Annotated in this window: 14 protein-coding genes; 10 read left to right on the forward strand and 4 right to left on the reverse strand. The window is 68.6% G+C overall.

The genetic code is table 11. The annotated features are described in order from the left end of the window. Window positions 1-15 precede the first annotated feature (15 nt). Together gatA and gatB are read left to right on the forward strand one after the other, a co-directional pair. On the forward strand, window positions 16-1,473 hold the full coding sequence (gatA, locus tag ING98_06445) for an Asp-tRNA(Asn)/Glu-tRNA(Gln) amidotransferase subunit GatA (protein MCA3101492.1): 1,458 nt from the start codon (window positions 16-18) through the stop codon (window positions 1,471-1,473). Window positions 1,474-1,498: 25 nt separating this feature from the next. After that, window positions 1,499-2,995, forward strand: a complete 1,497-nt coding sequence (gatB, locus tag ING98_06450; GenBank protein ID MCA3101493.1) for an Asp-tRNA(Asn)/Glu-tRNA(Gln) amidotransferase subunit GatB — start codon at window positions 1,499-1,501, stop codon at window positions 2,993-2,995. Window positions 2,996-3,030: 35 nt separating this feature from the next. Here the strand turns inward: gatB and ING98_06455 are convergent, their stop codons facing one another. Both ING98_06455 and ING98_06460 read right to left on the reverse strand, forming a co-directional pair. Next, the gene (locus ING98_06455; GenBank protein MCA3101494.1) at window positions 3,031-4,551 is read right to left on the reverse strand and encodes a heavy metal sensor histidine kinase; all 1,521 of its coding nucleotides are present in this window, start codon (window positions 4,549-4,551) and stop codon (window positions 3,031-3,033) included. A 5-nt stretch (window positions 4,552-4,556) separates the two neighbouring features. Beyond that, complete coding sequence (locus ING98_06460; protein ID MCA3101495.1) at window positions 4,557-5,234, reverse strand: heavy metal response regulator transcription factor; 678 nt, start codon at window positions 5,232-5,234, stop codon at window positions 4,557-4,559. Between the two features lie 168 nt (window positions 5,235-5,402). On the opposite strand from ING98_06460, the gene ING98_06465 reads away from it, so the two are divergent. The 6 genes from ING98_06465 to ING98_06490 all read left to right on the forward strand — a co-directional run bounded on the left by ING98_06465 (window position 5,403) and on the right by ING98_06490 (window position 13,922). Then, on the forward strand, window positions 5,403-6,695 hold the full coding sequence (locus ING98_06465; protein MCA3101496.1) for a TolC family protein: 1,293 nt from the start codon (window positions 5,403-5,405) through the stop codon (window positions 6,693-6,695). Next, window positions 6,692-8,329 (forward strand): HlyD family efflux transporter periplasmic adaptor subunit, encoded by a 1,638-nt coding sequence (locus tag ING98_06470; protein ID MCA3101497.1) that lies wholly within the window; start codon window positions 6,692-6,694, stop codon window positions 8,327-8,329. Before ING98_06465 ends, ING98_06470 begins: the two co-directional genes overlap by 4 nt. A gap of 10 nt (window positions 8,330-8,339) precedes the next feature. Next, window positions 8,340-11,513, forward strand: a complete 3,174-nt coding sequence (locus ING98_06475; GenBank protein MCA3101498.1) for an efflux RND transporter permease subunit — start codon at window positions 8,340-8,342, stop codon at window positions 11,511-11,513. Between the two features lie 41 nt (window positions 11,514-11,554). Continuing rightward, window positions 11,555-11,968: a hypothetical protein gene (locus ING98_06480; protein ID MCA3101499.1), complete on the forward strand. Its 414-nt coding sequence runs from the start codon at window positions 11,555-11,557 to the stop codon at window positions 11,966-11,968. 344 nt (window positions 11,969-12,312) lie between these two features. Next, window positions 12,313-13,317 carry a tripartite tricarboxylate transporter substrate binding protein gene (locus ING98_06485; GenBank protein MCA3101500.1) on the forward strand — a complete coding sequence of 335 codons (1,005 nt, stop codon included), beginning with the start codon at window positions 12,313-12,315 and terminating at the stop codon, window positions 13,315-13,317. A gap of 44 nt (window positions 13,318-13,361) precedes the next feature. Beyond that, complete coding sequence (locus ING98_06490; protein ID MCA3101501.1) at window positions 13,362-13,922, forward strand: hypothetical protein; 561 nt, start codon at window positions 13,362-13,364, stop codon at window positions 13,920-13,922. Window positions 13,923-13,946: 24 nt separating this feature from the next. On the opposite strand, the gene ING98_06495 is transcribed toward ING98_06490, so the two are convergent. Both ING98_06495 and pyrE read right to left on the reverse strand, forming a co-directional pair. Next, a complete protein-coding gene (locus ING98_06495) occupies window positions 13,947-14,609 on the reverse strand; it encodes a hypothetical protein (protein MCA3101502.1) in 663 nt (220 codons plus the stop codon). Between the two features lie 9 nt (window positions 14,610-14,618). After that, the gene (gene pyrE / locus ING98_06500) at window positions 14,619-15,260 is read right to left on the reverse strand and encodes an orotate phosphoribosyltransferase (protein ID MCA3101503.1); all 642 of its coding nucleotides are present in this window, start codon (window positions 15,258-15,260) and stop codon (window positions 14,619-14,621) included. A gap of 218 nt (window positions 15,261-15,478) precedes the next feature. Here pyrE and xth point away from each other — a divergent pair, with 218 nt between their 5' ends. Together xth and ING98_06510 are read left to right on the forward strand one after the other, a co-directional pair. Continuing rightward, complete coding sequence (xth, locus tag ING98_06505; protein ID MCA3101504.1) at window positions 15,479-16,255, forward strand: exodeoxyribonuclease III; 777 nt, start codon at window positions 15,479-15,481, stop codon at window positions 16,253-16,255. Window positions 16,256-16,259: 4 nt separating this feature from the next. Then, window positions 16,260-17,744: an MFS transporter gene (locus tag ING98_06510; GenBank protein ID MCA3101505.1), complete on the forward strand. Its 1,485-nt coding sequence runs from the start codon at window positions 16,260-16,262 to the stop codon at window positions 17,742-17,744. The last annotated feature ends 14 nt before the right edge of the window (window positions 17,745-17,758 follow it).

Here is a 17,758-nt window from a genome sequence, read left to right on the forward strand (position 1 = left end):
GACGTCCTGCACCAGATGCCGCTGGCCGGGCTGGCGAAGCGGCTGGCCGCGCGGGAAGTGTCTGCGGTCGAGCTCGCACGCCATTTCCTCGACCGAATCGAGCGCCACCGCGGCCTGAATGCGTTCCTCGACATCCGTCCGGAAGTGACGCTGGCGCAGGCGCGCGCGGCGGACGAGCGGCGTTCCCGCGGCGAATCCGGCCCTCTGCTCGGCATCCCGATCGCGCACAAGGACATTTTCGTCACCCGCGATTTCGCCTCGACCGCCGCCAGCCGGATGCTCGAGGGCTACATGAGCCCGTTCGATGCCACCGTGGTCGAGCGCCTGGCGCAGGCCGGGATGGTCACCCTGGGCAAGGTCAACTGCGACGAGTTCGCGATGGGCTCGTCCAACGAGAACAGCGCCTACGGCCCGGTGCTGAACCCCTGGGACACCTCGGCGGTGCCCGGTGGGTCCTCCGGCGGTTCGTCCGCGGCGGTTGCCGCGCGCATCGCACCGGTGGCGACCGCAACCGATACCGGCGGATCCATCCGCGAGCCGGCGGCGTTCTGCGGCATCACCGGCACCAAGCCGACCTACGGCCGGCCATCGCGATGGGGCATGATCGCGTTCGCCTCCAGCCTCGACACTGCGGGGCTGATGACCGTCTCGGCCGAGGACGCCGCCTGGGTGCTCTCGGCGATGTGCGGCTTCGACCCGAACGATTCGACCAGCGTCGATCGCCCCGAGGAAGACTTCACGCGCGACCTGGCGCGACCGGTCGCCGGCCTGCGCATCGGCGTTCCGAAGGAATTCTTCGCCGCCGGGCTGCAACCGGACGTCGAACGCGCGGTACGTGGCGCCCTCGAGACCTACCGTTCGATGGGCGCGACCCTGGTCGACATCTCGCTGCCCAATGCGGAGCTCGGCATCCCGGTCTACTACGTGGTCGCGCCGGCCGAGTGCAGCTCGAACCTGTCGCGCTTCGACGGCGTGCGCTACGGCCATCGCGCCAAGGCGCATGGCGACCTCGCCGACATGATCAAGCGGTCGCGTGCGGAAGGTTTCGGTCCTGAGCCCAAGCGGCGCATCCTGATCGGCACCTACGTGCTTTCGCACGGCTACTACGATGCCTACTACATCAAGGCGCAGCAGGTGCGCCGGCTGATCGCCGACGAGTTCCAGCAGGCGTTCACGAAGTGCGACGTGATCGCCGGCCCGGTCACCACCAGCGTCGCGTTCGGTTTCGGCGAGAAGGCGGCCGATCCGGTGTCCATGTACATGTCCGACCTGTACACGATCCCGGGCAGCCTCGCCGGCGTGCCGAGCATGAGCATCCCGTGCGGCTTCGGCGACGGGGCGAATGCGAGCCGCCCGGTCGGGCTGCAGCTGATGTCGAACTACTTCGACGAGGCGCGGCTGATCGGTGCCGCACACCAGTACCAGCTTGCGACCGACTGGCACCGCAGGGTGCCGGCGGCCTTCGCCGGCTGAGCCGATCCCGGGGTCCAGCGACGACATGGCACGCACTTCGCAAACGGATTACAGAGGCTGGCAGGTCGTGATCGGGCTCGAGACGCACGCCCAGCTGTCGACCGCCAGCAAGATCTTCTCCGGCGCATCGACGGCGTTCGGTGCCGAGCCGAACACGCAGGCGAGCGTCATCGACCTGGCGCTGCCCGGCGTGCTGCCGGTGCTCAACCGCGGCGCGGTCGAGCGGGCCATCCGCTTCGGGCTCGCGGTAGGCGCCACCATCGCCCCGCGCAGCGTGTTCGCGCGCAAGAACTACTTCTATCCCGACCTGCCGAAGGGCTACCAGATCAGCCAGTACGAGATCCCGGTGGTGCAGGGCGGTTCGCTCGCATGCATCGTCGAGGGCAAGGGGTTCGAGCCCTATTCGAAGACCGTCCGACTGACCCGCGCCCACCTCGAAGAAGACGCCGGCAAGTCGCTGCACGAAGACTATTCCGGCATGAGCGGCATCGACCTCAACCGCGCCGGTACGCCGTTGCTCGAGATCGTCACCGAGCCTGACATACAGGTCGACGACATCGAACAGGCCGCGAGCGAGGCGGTAGCCTATGCGCGCGCGCTGCACTCACTGGTGACCTGGCTGGGCATCTGCGACGGCAACATGCAGGAAGGGTCGTTCCGCTGCGACGCCAACGTGTCGGTGCGTCGGCCCGATGCCGCGCTCGGCACCCGCTGCGAGATCAAGAACCTGAACAGTTTCCGCTTCATGCACCAGGCGATCGTGCATGAGGCGAAGCGCCAGATCGACCTGATCGTCGCGGGCGACCGCGTCGTGCAGGAGACCCGCCTGTATGACCCCGACCGCGACGAGACGCGATCGATGCGCAGCAAGGAAGACGCGATGGACTATCGCTACTTCCCCGATCCTGACCTGCTGCCGCTGGAGATCGATGCGGCATGGATCGAGCGGGTAAGGGCGCAACTGCCCGAGCTGCCGGCGGCGAAGCGCGCGCGCTTCGTGTCGGTGCTGGGCCTGTCCGACTACGACGCGGGGCTGCTGACTGCAGAGGCTGCAACGGCCCGCTACTTCGAGGATGTGGTTGCCGCGCTGCCGGCAGGCCAGGCCAAGCTCGCCGCGAACTGGATCAACGGCGATGTCTCTGCGGCCATCAATGCGGCGGGCGGGTCGATGAGCGGGTGTCCGGTGACCGCCGCCGGGCTGGCCGGACTGCTGGCGCGAGTCGTCGATGGCACGATCAACCAGAAGACCGCGAAGGAGGTGTTCGCCGCCCTGTGGTCCGGCGAAGCCGATTCCGCCGACGCGGTGATCGACAGCCGCGGGCTGCGCCAGATCTCCGATGCCGGGGCGCTGGTCGCGATCGTGGACGCGGTGCTTGCCGCCAATCCGAAGTCGGTCGAGGAGTTCCGCGCCGGCAAGGACAAGGCGTTCAACGCGCTCGTGGGCCAGGTGATGAAGCAGAGCCGCGGCAAGGCGAACCCGCAGCAGGTCAACGACATCCTGCGCGGGAAGCTGGCCGGCTGATCGGTCGGTTGCGTACGGTCGCTCGGCTGCCGAGGTCAGCCCGCTGGCAGGTCGACGAACACGCAGGTGAGGCCCGCGTCGCTGGACGCGCCCACGCCTGCGCCGTGCGAGGCGGCGATCGACCGTACGATTGCAAGGCCCAGACCGGCACCTTCGGTATCGTGCCGGCGCGAACTGTCGCCCCGATAGAATCGGTCGAACATCCGCGCCAGCACTTCCGGTGGCACGACCTCGCCGTGGTTGCACACCGACATGCGGACGATGCGCGCATGCCCTGCCGCTATCGTCGGCGACAGTGCTCGCTGTGCTCTGGTCCCGCCGCCCGCCGGTGCGGTGGTCCGAGGCGGCGGCCCGATCAGCACGTTCACACTGCTTCCGGCCGACGCATGGCGGATTGCATTGGACACGAGGTTGGTGAGAACGCGAAGCAGTTGGTTGCGGTCGCCGGGCACGACCGCATCGCCGTCGACCTGCAGCGCAAGGCCGAGCCTGCGCTCGGCGGCGAGTGCCTCGTAGAAGGACAGTACCTGACGCGCCATGGCATGGAGGTCGACGGCATCCCGCACCGGCTGCGCCAGACCGTGCTCCGATTTCGCCAGGAACAGCATGTCGGACACCATGCGCGCCAGACGTTCAAGTTCCTCCGAATTGTTCGCCAGCACTTCCCGGTAGTCATCGGCGCTGCGCGCACGCGACAGGCCCACCTGGGTCTGGGTCATCAGGTTGCTCAGCGGCGTGCGCAGTTCGTGCGCGAGGTCGCTGGAAAGTTCGCTCAGTCGCCGGAACGAATCTTCCAGCCGCGCGAGCATGTCGTTGAGCGTGGCGGCCAGCTCCGCCACCTCCACCGACAGGTCGCCCGAGGTGAGCCTGCGGTCGAGCCGGGAAGCGGTGACGCCTTCGGCCTCCCGGCCCAGGCGGCGCAACGGCGCGAGCCCGCTGCGAGCGGCGATCCATCCGAGCAGCCCCGTGGCGAGTACCGCGATCGCCACGAACGTCCACAGCGTGCGCCGAAACGATTGCATGTAATGGTCGTGGTGGGCGGTATCGACGCCGATGGTCACCCTGAACGCGCGACGGTCTGCCAGCGCGCTGGGCAGCTCGCGCGACAGTCCACGGAACGTGCGGCCTTCATGTGTCCATTGCACCGGGAGCGTACCGGCGCGACTGCGAGCGTCTGGAGCCACGGCGTGGCTGCCTGCAGCCGGCGACCCGGGCTGCGACAGCGCGCGGGCTGCCGCCGAGGCGAACCATAGCCGCCCGCTGGCATCATCGACCCGCAGCGCAAGCCCGTCGTGGCCGACCAGCATCGAGGCAAAGCGGGCTTCGAGGCGTTCCAGGTCGGCCGGCCTGCGTATCGACGAGAGCAGTGCGGCGCTGGTCGTGAACTTGCCCTCGACCACGTCGCGGTCGAGCTCGACGAAGTGCCGCTCGACCGAGATGCCGATCAGCTGGCCGAGCGCGAGCAGCACGGCGGTGGATCCGGCGGCGAACAGCAGCGTGACGCGCAGCGTCAGCGACAGCGATGCCGTTGCATGCACGGGGCGGACGACGGCCATGCGGCTCAGGATCCGTCGTCCAGCACGTAGCCCATGCCGCGCAGCGTACGGATCAGCTTGATGTCGAACGCGTCGTCGATCTTGGCGCGCAGCCTGCGGATCGCCACCTCGACGACATTGGTATCGCTGTCGAAGTTCATGTCCCATACCTGGGATGCGATCAGGGAACGTGGCAGCACCTCGCCGCGCCGGCGCATCAGCAGCTCCAGCAGCGCGAACTCCTTGCCGGTGAGGTCGATGCGCTGACCCGCGCGCACGGCCCGGCGCCGCGCGAGATCGAGCTCGAGGTCGGCCACCTTGAGGCTGGTGGACTCGGCTACCGGATTGCGCCTGCGCAGCAGCGTTCGCACCCGCGCCAGCAACTCGGTGAATGCGAACGGCTTCACCAGGTAATCGTCGGCCCCGAGCTCGAGCCCGCGCACCCGGTCCTCGACTTCATCGCGCGCGGTGAGAAAGAGCACGGGCAACTGGAGGCCGGCTTCGCGCAACGTCTTCACCAGGGTCCAGCCGTCCAGCCGGGGCAGCATCACATCGACGATCGCCAGGTCGAACGATTCCGCCAGCAGCAGATGCAGTCCATCCACCCCGTCGCGAGCGACCTCGGCGGCGAAGCCGGCTTCGCGCAGGCCCTGCCGCAGGTAGTCGCCGGTGCGGGTCTCATCCTCGACGATCAGGATCTTCAACGACCGATGCCCCCAAGGCTGTCATGTGCGGCGGAGGATCGATGCGCCCGCCGTCGCAGCCGATTCTGCAGCACGGCCGGCCAGTCCTGCGCTGGATCGTTCCACATTACGATTTTGTAATCGCCGGGTCATCGCCGGGTCGGGCTGTGCAATGCACCCTTCCTGCCCATGAAGCATCCCCCGGCCAACGTGCTGCCCGTGCTGCTGTGCGCAGCCCTCGCGATCGTGTCGCCCGCTGCGGCGAGCGCGTCCGCCACGTCCGCTGTCGCGGTTGCGTCGGCCGCGTCCGCCACGTCCGCCGCGTCCGCCGCGTCCGCTGCCGGGGGTGAGGGCACGCTGCGCGCCGCGGTCGACCGTGCCGCCCGGCTGGACCCGGTGGTACGCACGCTCGGTGCCCGCGCCGGCGAGGTCGATGCGAGCCGGGCCGTGGCGCAGGCGCTGTTTCCGGCCCCGCCGACCGCCGGTGCCAGCCTGCGCCGCGATCGTCCCGATCGGGATCTTGGGCTCAACGAACTGGAGTTCGAGGTCGGGTTGCCGCTGTGGCTGCCCGGGCAACGGGCATTGCGCCAGCGGCTGGCGGGCGACGAAGGCATGGAACGCGATGCGGCACTGGCCGATGCCCGGCTGCAGGTGGCCGGGCGGGTGCGCGAGTCGCTGTGGGCGCTGGCGTATGCCAGGCTGGACGAGTCGGCTGCAAGACGGCGGATCGAGACGGCCGAGCGCCTGACTGCCGATGTCGAGCGCCGCGTCGCCGCCGGCGTGCTCGCCCGCGCCGACCTGCTGCTCGCGCGGACGGAGGTGGCGAGTGCGCGCAGCCAGTTGATCGAGGCAGCATCGCGGGTGGAACAGGGGATGCACGCGTGGCGTGCGCTGGCTGGCGACAGCGTACTGCCAGCGTCCTGGGTAGAGACCGCAGTCACGGACGAAGCAAGCACTCACCCTTTGCTGGTGGCCCTACGCGCCGGAGTCGATCTGGCTCGCTCCCGGCTGAAGCTTGCAAGCGAGTCGAACCGCGATCCGCCGGAACTCGGACTGCAGCATCGCAGCGACCGGGATATCCACGGCGCGGATTACCGCAACTCGGTACGGGTCGCGCTGCGCATCCCGCTGGCGACCGATGCGCGCAACCAGCCGCGCGTCGCTGCTGCGAACACCGGGCTGGTACGCGCCGAATCCACGCTGCTGCAGCTTCAGCAGCGGCTCGAATCCGACCGTGCCCGCGCCGAGGCCGAACTGGCTGCGGCACGCGCGCAGGAAGCCAATGCCCGCGAGCGCCAGCGCGACGCGGCCGAGCATCTGTCGCTGGTGGCCAGAGCCTTCGATCTGGGCGAACTGTCGCTGGTGGCGATGCTGCGCGCGCTGTCGCTGGCCGACGAGGCGCAGGCCGACCTCGACCGGCAGGTCGCCGCACGCAACCGCGCGATCGCCCGGATCAACCAGGCTGCCGGAGTGTTGCCATGAAGTCTTCCCGGGTTCGTGCGATGCGTGTCCTGCAGGCCTCGGCGCTGGGCCTGCTGCTGACCTCGAGCGTCCCGCTGCGGGCCCATTCCGAGGCGGCACCCGCGGCCTCAGGTGCGGTTGCAGCGTCTGTCCTGGAGCCGCGCGTGGAGGCGGCATCCACCGATGTCGAACTGCTCGGCATCGTCGAAGGCAGCCGTCTGGTCGTCCATGTCGACCGTTTCGCGACCAACGAGCCCATCGACGGTGCGAAGCTGTCGCTGGAGCGCAACGGAACATCGTTCGACGGAAAGCCGATCGGCGAGGGCGCCTACCTGTTCGAACTGCCCTGGCTGTCGACGCCCGGTTCGCACGAGCTGCTGTTCACGCTGGTCGCCGGCGACCTGTCGGACCTGCTCATCGGAACGCTCGAAATCCCCGGGCCGGATGCGCGCGCCGGCACTGGAGCGGGCAGCGTGCCAGTACCGTTGCTGTCCGCACTGGCCGCGCTGCTCGCCCTCGCGCTGATCATCCGCTCGGCGCGCCGCCGGCGCCAGTCGGGCGCCCTCGCTGCGCTGCTGCTGGCCGGCTGCGCGATGGTCTTGCCGGAAGGCCCGGCGCAGGCCCATGAATCGGCACCGGCGCCGGCGACCGGCAGCCCGAAGCAGCCCTCGCGGTTGCCCGACGCCAGCGTGTTCGTGCCGATGCCTGCGCAGCGGGCGATCGGCCTGCGCACGCAACTGACCCGGATGTCGACCGCGCCAGTGTCGATGGAGCTCACGGGTACCGTGGTGGCCGATCCGCGTGCGAGCGGACTCGTCCAGGCACCGGTATCGGGCCGCATCGAGCCGGGTCCGGACGGCCTGCCACATGCCGGGCAGCGCGTCGCGCGCGGTGCGGTGCTCGCATGGCTGGTGCCGACGGTCGGCGTGGTCGAGCGCTCCGCCCGGCAGGCCGAGCTGGCCGACCTCGACGCGCGCATCGAGATCGCACGCGCGCGCAGCGAACGCTACCAGCAGCTGACCGGCAGCATCCCGCAGCGCGACATCGATGCTGCGCGCACCGAGGCTGCCGCGCTGGTGCAGCGGCGAAGCGCGATGGCGTCCGGGCTGTCCAGCCGAATCGCCCTGGTGGCGCCGGTATCCGGCCTGGTGTCGACCGCAGACGCCGCAAGCGGACAGGTGGTCGATGCCCGCGACCTGCTGTTTCGCATCGTCGATCCCGGGCGGCTGATGGTCGAGGCGCTCGGCTACGATGCGTCGCTCGCCACAGGCATCACCGGCGGCAGCGCGCTCACCGCCGACGGGCGCGCGATCGCGCTTGTCTGGGTAGGTGCCGCCGGCCAGTTGCGCGAGCAGGCGCTGCCGCTGCTGTTTCGCGTCGGCGCGGGCGCGCCGGCGCTGGTCGTCGGCGAGCGGTTGCGGGTGATCGCGGCGACGCGCGACATGCGCACCGGCATCGTGCTGCCGGCTGCGAGCCTGGTGCGCGCCGCGAACGGCGAACCGGTCGTCTGGGTACAGTCTTCGGCCGAACGCTTCATGCCCACGCGGGTGACCGCGCAGGTCCTCGATGCCGATCGCATCGTGGTCAGCGCCGGACTGCAGCCCGAGCAGCGGGTCGTCACCGCATCGGCCAGCCTGCTCGCGCAGATCCGCTGAGCGCCCGCCCATGTTCGACGCCCTGATCCAGGCCAGCCTGCGCCAGCGACTGTTCGTGCTGGTGTTCGCGCTGGTGCTGACCATAGCCGGCCTGCTCACGTTACGCGAGTTGCCGGTCGACGTCTTCCCCGACCTGAACCGGCCGACGGTGACGTTGATGACCGAGGCCGAGGGCATGGCTCCGGAAGAGGTCGAGCAGCGGGTCAGCTTCCCGCTGGAGACCGCGTTCGGCGGGCTTCCCGGCGTGCTGCGGGTGCGCTCGGTGTCCAGTGCCGGGCTGTCCATCGTCTACGTCGAGTTCGACTGGGGCACCGACATCTACCGCAACCGCCAGCTGGTGGCCGAACGCCTGGGTACCGTGGCGAGCCAGCTGCCGCCGCGCGTGGTGCCGGTGCTCGGGCCGGTCGCCTCGATCATGGGCCAGGTGATGCTGGTCGCGCTGCAGGGCGAACCCGGCAAGGCCGACGCGATGCAGGTACGGGAGGCCGCCGACTGGATCGTGCGTCCTCGGCTGCTGACCATCCCCGGCGTGGCGCAGGTGATCGCGATCGGTGGCGAGGTGCGACAGTACCGGATCACCCCCGACACGCGCCGCATGCGCGACCTCGGGGTCCGCCTGGCGGACATCGAGGCGGCTGCCGGCGGCTTCGCCACCAACACCAGCGGCGGATTCGTCGATCGGGGTGCGCGCGAGGTGATGCTGCGCAACGTCACCCGCACCACCTCGCTCGAGGACCTGGCGATGCTGCCGGTGGCGGTACGCAACGGCACGCCGGTACTGCTGCGCCAGGTGGCCGAGATCGGGTTCTCGGCGCGGACCCGGCGCGGCGATGCCGGCTACGGCGGCGAGCCGGCGGTGATCCTGTCGGTGGAGAAGCAGCCGCAGGTGGATACCGTCAGGCTCACCGCGCAGGTCGAGCAGGCGCTGGCCGAGCTCGGTCGGTCGCTGCCGGCCGGCGTGCAGGTGAAGAGCGTGCTGTTCAGGCAGGCCGACTTCATCGACCGTGCGATCGGCAACGTCGAGCGGGTGATGGTCGAGGCCGCGCTGGCGGTGCTGATCGTGCTGTTCGCCTTCCTGCTCAACGTACGCACCACGGCGATCTCGCTGGTGGCGATCCCGCTGTCGCTGCTGGTCACCGTACTGGTGTTCCACGTGCTGGGGCTGTCGATCAACACGATGACGCTCGGCGGCATCGCGATCGCGATCGGGGAACTGGTCGACGATGCGATCGTCGATGTCGAGAACGTGCTGCGCCGGCTGCGCGAGAACCGCATGCTCGCCAGCCCGCGGCCCGCGCTCGAGGTGGTCGGCGCCGCGTCGGTCGAGATCCGGTCGTCGATCGTGTACGCGACTGCAGTCGTCGTACTCGTGTTCCTGCCGCTGTTCGCGCTGTCGGGCATCGAGGGCCGGCTGTTCACGCCGCTGGGCATCGCCTACGTGATGTCCATCCTGGCCAGCCTGCTGGTCGCCGTGACGGTGACGCCCGTGCTCTGCTACCTGCTGCTTGCCCGGGGCAGCCTGCTCCATGCAGGAGGAGCGGCCGCTGCAGCGGGCGTGGCGGATGCGGCAGGCGAGCCGCAGGCCATGCGCCCGGAGCATGGCGACAGTCCGCTGGTGCGGCGACTCAAGGCCTGGGATCGGCGTGCGCTCGACTGGTCCTTCGACCGCCAACTGCCGGTGCTGGGAATCGCGACCGCGCTGGTGGTGGCGGCGCTCGCCACCGTGCCCTGGTTCGCCCGGTCGTTCCTGCCGCAGTTCAACGAGGGCACCCTGACCATCAACCTGCTGCTCGATCCGGGTACGTCACTCACCGAGTCGAACCGCGTCGGCGTGCTCGCCGAGCGCCTGCTGCTGCAGGTGCCGGAGGTGCGCCAGGTCGGGCGGCGCACCGGGCGCGCGGAACTCGACGAGCATGCCGAGGGCGTACACTCGTCCGAGATCGAAGTCGACCTGGAGCCATCGTCGCGCAGTCGTGCGCAGGTGGTCGCAGATATCCGGGCACGGCTCGCCGTCCTCCCGGTGTCGGCCAACATCGGCCAGCCGATCTCGCACCGGCTGGACCACCTGCTGTCGGGCATCCGGGCGGAAGTGGCGGTGAAGATCTTCGGCGATGACCTCGACACGCTCAGTGCGCTGGCCACCCAGGTGCAGACCCGGCTGTCGGCGGTGCCCGGGCTGGTCGACCTGCAGACCGAGAAGCAGGTGCGGGTTGCGCAGCAGCGCGTACGCATAGACCCGCAGCGCGCAGCTGCCTACGGCATCGCGCCGGCGGAGGTCGCGCGCAGGCTGCAGGCGATGGCCAATGGCGAAGTGCTGTCGCAGGTCAACGACGGCGTGCGTCGGTTCGACGTCGTGCTGCGGCTGGCCGACGCCGACCGCTCGCTGGAAGGGCTGGCGTCCCTGCCGGTGGACACGCCATCCGGGCCGGTGCCGCTCGGCCGTCTGGCGACCATCGAGGATGGCGACGGCCCGAACCAGGTCGGACGCGAGAGCGCGCGGCGCAGGATCGTGGTGTTCGCCAACACCAGCGGCCGCGACACGTCCGCGATCATCGCGGCGGTACGGGCCGAACTGGATGCGGTGCAGATGCCCGAGGGCTATTTCACCGTCCTCGAGGGGCAGTTCCAGGCGCAGGAGGCCGCGTCGCGGCGTATCGCGGTGCTGGCGCTGGTGTCGCTGCTGCTGGTGTATTCGGTGCTGTACAGCCGCTACCGCTCGGCGGCGCTGGCCGCGATCGTGATGGCCAACGTGCCGATGGCGATGGTGGGCGGCATCGTGGCGCTGTGGATCTCCGGCGGCGAGCTTTCGATCGCCAGCCTGGTCGGTTTCGTCACCCTGGCAGGCATCGCCGCGCGTAACGGCATCCTGAAGATCAGCCACTACGTCAACCTGGCGCTGTACGAGGGCGAGGTGTTCGGGCGTGCACTCGTGATGCGCGGCAGCCTGGAGCGCCTGACGCCGGTTCTGATGACCGCCCTGACTGCGGCCGTCGCGCTGTCGCCGCTGCTGTTCGGCGCCGATGACCCAGGCAAGGAGATCCTGCATCCGGTCGCGGTGGTGATCTTCGGCGGGCTGGTCAGCTCGACACTGCTCGACACGCTGGTCACGCCGGTGATGTTCCTGCGCTGGGGCCGACGGCCGCTGGAACGGCTGCTCGACACTGCACGCGACACGCGATTCTGAACCCGCGACGCAGTACTTCCGAACCTTGAAGGAGGACGACCATGGACAGACGCAACATGACGATCGCGCTGGCTGCCTTGCTGCTGCATCGGCCCGCGCTTGCCCATACGAATGCCGAGCTCGCGAACCAGCGCGGGCCGCAGGGTGGTCAGATGCGCGCTACCGCGACGCTGCACCTCGAACTCGTGGGCCGCGCGGATGAACTACTGCTGTACGTGTACGGCCACGATGACAGGCCGGTGGCGACAAAGGGTGCTGCCGGTCGCGCTACCCTGCTGCTCGGGGCCGATCGCAGCGAGCTCGTGCTGGAGCCGTTCGGCACGAACGGCCTGCGCGCTGTCGGCAAGGTCGTGCCCGATCCGAAGCTGCGCGTGGTGGTATCGCTGAGCCTGCCCGGCGGCAAGCCGCAGCAGGAACGCTTCGAACCGTTCCGGCCGCTGGTGGTCAGGAAGTAGCCTGCGAACACCCGCTGGCGCAGGCGCAGTCCATGGCTGTTGCGATGTCGGCGCAGTTGCCTCCAAGCAGAAGAAGATGACCCGCACTTCGTCACGCATGCCCTCCGCTGCATTGACCCTCGCGGCATCGGTGCTCGCGGGCGAGATCATCAAGGCACGGGAGGCGGAGATCGCCTGGATGCAGGCCTGGCTGAAGAAGCGCGGTCGGTAGCGCGTCGGCCGTCGGCAGACGTACAGGCGAGCACCTTCTGCGTGACCCTGCTGACGCTGAAGGGCCTCTGCTAAGCTTGACCGCTGTCCGACAGTCCGTCCATCGGACCGCCCCGCCAGCCCAGAGGATTCCGATGCGTCTTCCATGTCTCAACGCCTGGTCCAGGCAGCCTGGCCGCCAATGGCTCGCGGCTGCGATGCTGCTGCTCGCCGCCGGTACCGGGGCTGCGGCCGGTTACCCGGATCGTCCGATCCGGTTGATCATGGGGTTTCCACCCGGAAGCACGGTGGACATCCTGGCCCGCCCCGTCGCGCAGCGGCTGTCGGAGGCGTTCGGACAGCCGGTGATCGTGGACAACCGGTCCGGTGCCACCGGCATCATCGCGAACGAGCTGGTGGCGCGGGCACAGCCCGACGGCTACACCCTGCTGGCCGCGCCCAGTTCGTCGCTGACCAGCACGCCGCACCTGGCGGCCAGGCTGCCCTACGATGCGCTGCGCGATTTCGTCGCGGTGGCGCAGTTGAGCGCATTCGGTTACGTGCTGGTGGTCAACCCCGCGGTACCCGCGAAGAACCTGCGCGAACTGATGGCCCTGGCCAACACCCGTCCCGACGGACTGACCTACGGTTCGTCCGGTACGGGCAGCGGTTTCCACCTGGCCGGCGAGCTGTTCCAGCGGCTGGGCAAGGTGAAGCTGCTGCACGTGCCGTACAAGGGCGGGCCGCCCGGCGTCACCGACCTCATGGCGGGCCGGATCGACTTCATGTTCTACAGCCTCGCCGTGATCCATCCGCAGATCCGCGCCGGCAAGCTGAGGGTGATCGCCGTCACCGCCCCCCAGCGTGATCCGCTGCTGCCCGACGTGCCGACGATGGCCGAGGGTGGCGTACCGGGCTACGAGGCAACCGGGTGGCACGGCATCTTCGCGCCCGGGGGTACGCCGCGCGCGGTGGTCGGGCGCCTGAATGCTGAGGTGATTCGTATCCTCGGGCTGCCCGATGTGCGCGACATCTGGGCACAGCAGGGCATGGGCATCACCAGCGCCGACCCGGCACGCCTGGCGCAGCGGATGCGCGATGACTACGAGTTCTACGGCAAGCTCATCCGGGCTGCGGGCATCAAGAGCGACGGCAGCTGAGCGCTGCCCGACATCCCGCCCACCTTTTTCGCGCAGGAGTTCAGATGTCGCACTGGTTCCAGTATTTCCCCGCGCAGTTCATGTGGTCGCAGGGCGTGATGTCTGCGATCGAGATGATCCCGTTCGGCGCCGCCGCGATGGGGGAGATCGACCAGGTCGGCCAGCGGCTGCGTGAGCGCATCGGCGACAACGAGGCCTGGGGCGGTCATTTCGATTACCACGAGTCGTGTATCCGGTGCCGCCGCGAGATCGAGAGCGGGGGCACGCGGGTGTCGGCGCCGTACTTCCACCTGCTCTGGGTCCTTGGCGTGTCCGACATGGATGCGGCGATGAAGAAGCTCGAGCAGTTCCGGCTGGCCGGCGTCGCGGAGCGCAACTCATGCCCGTTCCTGTGCGTGCACGGCGAGAACGACACCATCGTGCCGGTCGACTATGCGCGCAGGCTGTTCTCCGCCGTCGGCGCGACGGACAAGACGCTGCATGTCTTCGATGCCGACGAAGGCGGCAGCGAGCATTGCCAGGGCGACAACCGCATCCTCGGCGCCACGTTCGTTGCGGACTGGCTCTCGGACCGGCTGGTCAAGGGGCGTGCCATCGTCGGGTGACCTGCCGCCGCCTGACACCGTCGATCATCTCGGCGGAGCCTCGCGACGGGTCAGTTCGAGATAGCGCAGCCTCAGCTCGTTGTACTTGACTCGCAGGGATTCCTGTTCGCTGCGGCGCTGGGAAATCTTGCGTTCGGTCTCGGCGGCTTCGCTGGAAATACGAATGACGTCGTCAGTGAGCTGCTGAGGCACCGGCTTGCCGGCCTTCTGGGTGGTTTCGAGGCGGCGCCGGATATCGGCTTCGCTCGAGCGTATCTGCTTGAGATAGGTCTCGAGTCCCAGGATGGTAAGGTCGAGTTGGCCGAGGTCGCGATCGCGGCGGGCATCGATCTCGCGCTCGCTGGTGTAGGAGTTAAGCAGGGCCTCGTCGCGCTTGCGCTGCGCAGCACGTTCCTGTTCCTCGGATCTTCGGCGGGTGTCTTCTTCCTGCTTGAGGCGCACGGCTTCGCCCCCGAGAGTCCCATCGCTCTTCTTGACCGTCATGCCGCGGGCATTGAGTTCCCGCGTCGGGTTGTTGGCGAACTCTGGCGGTACGGTGTAGCCGCAGCCCACCTGGCGCCCATTGCTGTCGCTCCAGCAGATGATGCCGCTCGTCCTGCTGCCAGGCGGCGAGGCAGCCGCGACAGATCCGGGAATCGAGGATCCGAGCATCAGGCCGCAGGCAAGGGCCGGCAGCAGGTTGAACATGCGAGGCATCTATCTGCTCCCGTACAGGGCACGGTATCTCTCGACGGCGGCCAGGGAGGCCGACATCGCGGGATCGTTCGACAGGTAGTCGACGATGTCATCCAGGTTCGCGATGCTTACCACCGGCAGCCCCATCTGGCTTCGTACTTCCTCGACCGCCGAGAGCGCGCCGGTGCCGCGTTCCATCCGGTCCAGGGCGATGACCACGCCTGCCGCGCGGGCGCCGCCCGCTGCGATGTGTGTCAGCGACTCACGCACCGACGTGCCGGCGGAGATCACGTCGTCGATGATCAGTACCGCACCTTTCAGGCGCGCGCCGATGATCGATCCGCCTTCGCCGTGGTCCTTGATCTCCTTGCGATTGAACGCGTACGGGAAGTTCTGTCCGCGCCGGGCCAGTGCGATCGCGACGCCGGCCACCAGAGGGATGCCCTTGTATGCCGGCCCGTACAGCATGTCGAACCGGATGCCCGATTCGAGGATGGTCGATGCATAAAGTTCCGTGAGCCTGCCGAGGGCTGCGCCGTCGTTGAACAGCCCGGCGTCGAAAAAATACGGGGAATCCCTGCCCGCCTTTGTCACAAAGTGACCAAAACGTAAGGCCTGGCATTCCGTGGCGAAGGTGACGAACTGTTTACGGTAACTGTCCATCGGTCAGTGCAATAGGGGAAAGTGACTCGTTCGAGGGAATCCTGGGCTCTACGCCGGGGTACCCTGTAAACTCGGGCTGTTTGTCGGCGTCAGGAAGCGCCTGGGCGGATGTTCGCGACCCGCACGGACCGGATCCTTAGCGAATTTCGTGCCGAAGGTGCCTGCCGCAGTCTGCAGATGCACACTTTTCCGCAGCCCCCGTCTCCGTTCATGATCTCATGCTTCGCCTGACTACTGCCAACGTCAACGGAATCCGCTCCGCCGCCGCCAAGGGCTTCTTCGAATGGATGCCGCACAGCCGCGCCGACATCGTCTGCCTGCAGGAGGTGAAGGCGCAGGTGTGCGATCTCGACGCAGGTCTGACCGCGCCGAATGGGTGGTCCGCGGCGTTCCACTGCGCGCAGAAGCGCGGCTACAGCGGTGTGGCGATCTATTCACGTCGTCCGCCCGATCGTGTCATCGAAGGGTTGGGCGTTCCCGAGATCGACTGCGAAGGCCGTTTCCTGCGCTGCGATTACGGCGATCTCTCCATCGTGTCGGTGTACCTGCCGTCCGGGTCGGCCGGACCGCACCGGCAGGCCGCGAAGTTCTCGTTCCTTGCGCAGTTCATGCCGGTGCTGCTGAGGCTGCGCGCCGAGCAGCGCCAGTTCATCCTGTGCGGCGACTGGAACATCGCGCACCAGGCGATCGACCTGAAGAACTGGCGCAGTAACCAGAAGAATTCCGGTTTCCTTCCGGAAGAACGTGCATGGCTGAGTCAAGTCTTCGATCAGCATGGCTGGGTGGACGTGTTCCGCAGGGTCGACGATCGCCCGGAGCAGTACACATGGTGGTCCAACCGCGGGCAATCCTGGGCGAAGAACGTCGGCTGGCGCATCGATTACCAGATCGCCACGCCCGGGGTCGCGCAGTCCGCGGTGCGTGCATCGATCTACAAGGAACAGCGCTTCTCCGACCATGCGCCGCTGACCATCGACTACGACCTCGAATGGTGACGCGATGAGCGAGGCTGGACGCACCGGAGGGGCGGTGGGCGCGGTCGGCCCCGCTTCGTTGCCGGCGGCTTCATCCCAGCAGTTGCCACGTCCGGGCTGGCGCGGATGGATCGATGCAGCCAGGGTCTACGGCGAGCCACCGGTCGCGCGGATGCTTCTGCTCGGCTTCTCGGCCGGCCTGCCGCTGCTGCTGGTGTTCGGCACGCTGTCGTTCTGGCTGCGTGAGGCGGGCATCGACCGCACGACGATCGGCTTTCTCAGCTGGGTCGCGCTCGCCTATGCGTTCAAGTGGGCATGGGCCCCGCTGGTGGACCGGCTGCCGATCCCGCTGCTCACGCGCCGCCTGGGACGCCGGCGCAGCTGGCTGCTGCTGGCGCAGGCCACGATCATCGCTGCACTGTGTGGCATGGCGATGTCGGACCCGCAGCAGGCGCTGCAGCCGCTGATCCTGTTCGCGCTGCTGCTCGCATTCGCGTCCGCCACCCAGGACATCGCGCTCGATGCGTTCCGCATCGAATCGGCCGGCGTCGAGCGGCAGGCGGCGATGGCGGCGGCCTACCAGACCGGGTACCGGCTGGCGATGATCTGGGCCGGTGCCGGCGTGCTCTGGGTGGCTGCACGGTTCGATCCGAGCGAGGCGACCTACGAGCAGGCACCGTGGATGGTCGCCTACCTGGTGATGGCTGCGTCGATGCTGATCGGCGTCGTGACCGTGCTGCTGTCGCCCGAGCCCGCCGTTCGGCCCTTGCCCGGTGCAGCCGAAGCCGAGCATGCGATGGCCGAGCGCCTGGCACTGCGCCTGCCGCGCTGGCTGGCACGTTTCGCTGCCTGGCTGCACGGCGCGGCGGTGAATCCGTTCGTCGACTTCGTCGTGCGCTACCGCTGGCATGCGTTGCTTATCCTCGCGCTGATCTCGGTCTACCGCATCTCCGACGTGGTGATGGGCGTGATGGCCAATCCGTTCTACCGCGACATGGGCTTCACCAAGGACGAGGTGGCTGCCGTGTCGAAGGTGTACGGGCTGATCATGACGCTTGCCGGCGTCGGCCTCGGCGGCGTGATGGCGATGAAGCTTGGCGTCACGCGTGTACTTTTCCTGGGCGCGGTGCTGTCCGCGCTGACCAACCTGCTGTTCGCATGGCTGGCCGGACGTGGCCATGACCTGAACGCGCTGATCTGGATCGTCTCGGCCGACAACCTGTCCGCCGGCATCGCCTCCTCGGCATTCATTGCCTACCTGTCCGGTCTGACCAACGTCTCCTACTCGGCCACCCAGTACGCGCTGTTCACGTCCATCATGCTGCTGTTGCCGAAGTTCCTCGCCGGCTTCTCGGGCTGGGCGGTCGATCAGGTCGGTTATGGCTGGTTCTTCACCGGCACCGCGCTGCTCGGCCTGCCAGTGCTGGCGCTGGTATGGCTCGCTGGCCGGGTCGCGAAGCCGCCGCCATCGGCACCGCCGGGCGCTGCGACCGCCGCGGCGGTGATGTAGTCTCGGGCACACGA

Source organism: Rhodocyclaceae bacterium, assembly GCA_020248265.1.
Taxonomy (GTDB): Bacteria; Pseudomonadota; Gammaproteobacteria; order Burkholderiales; family CAIKXV01; genus CAIKXV01.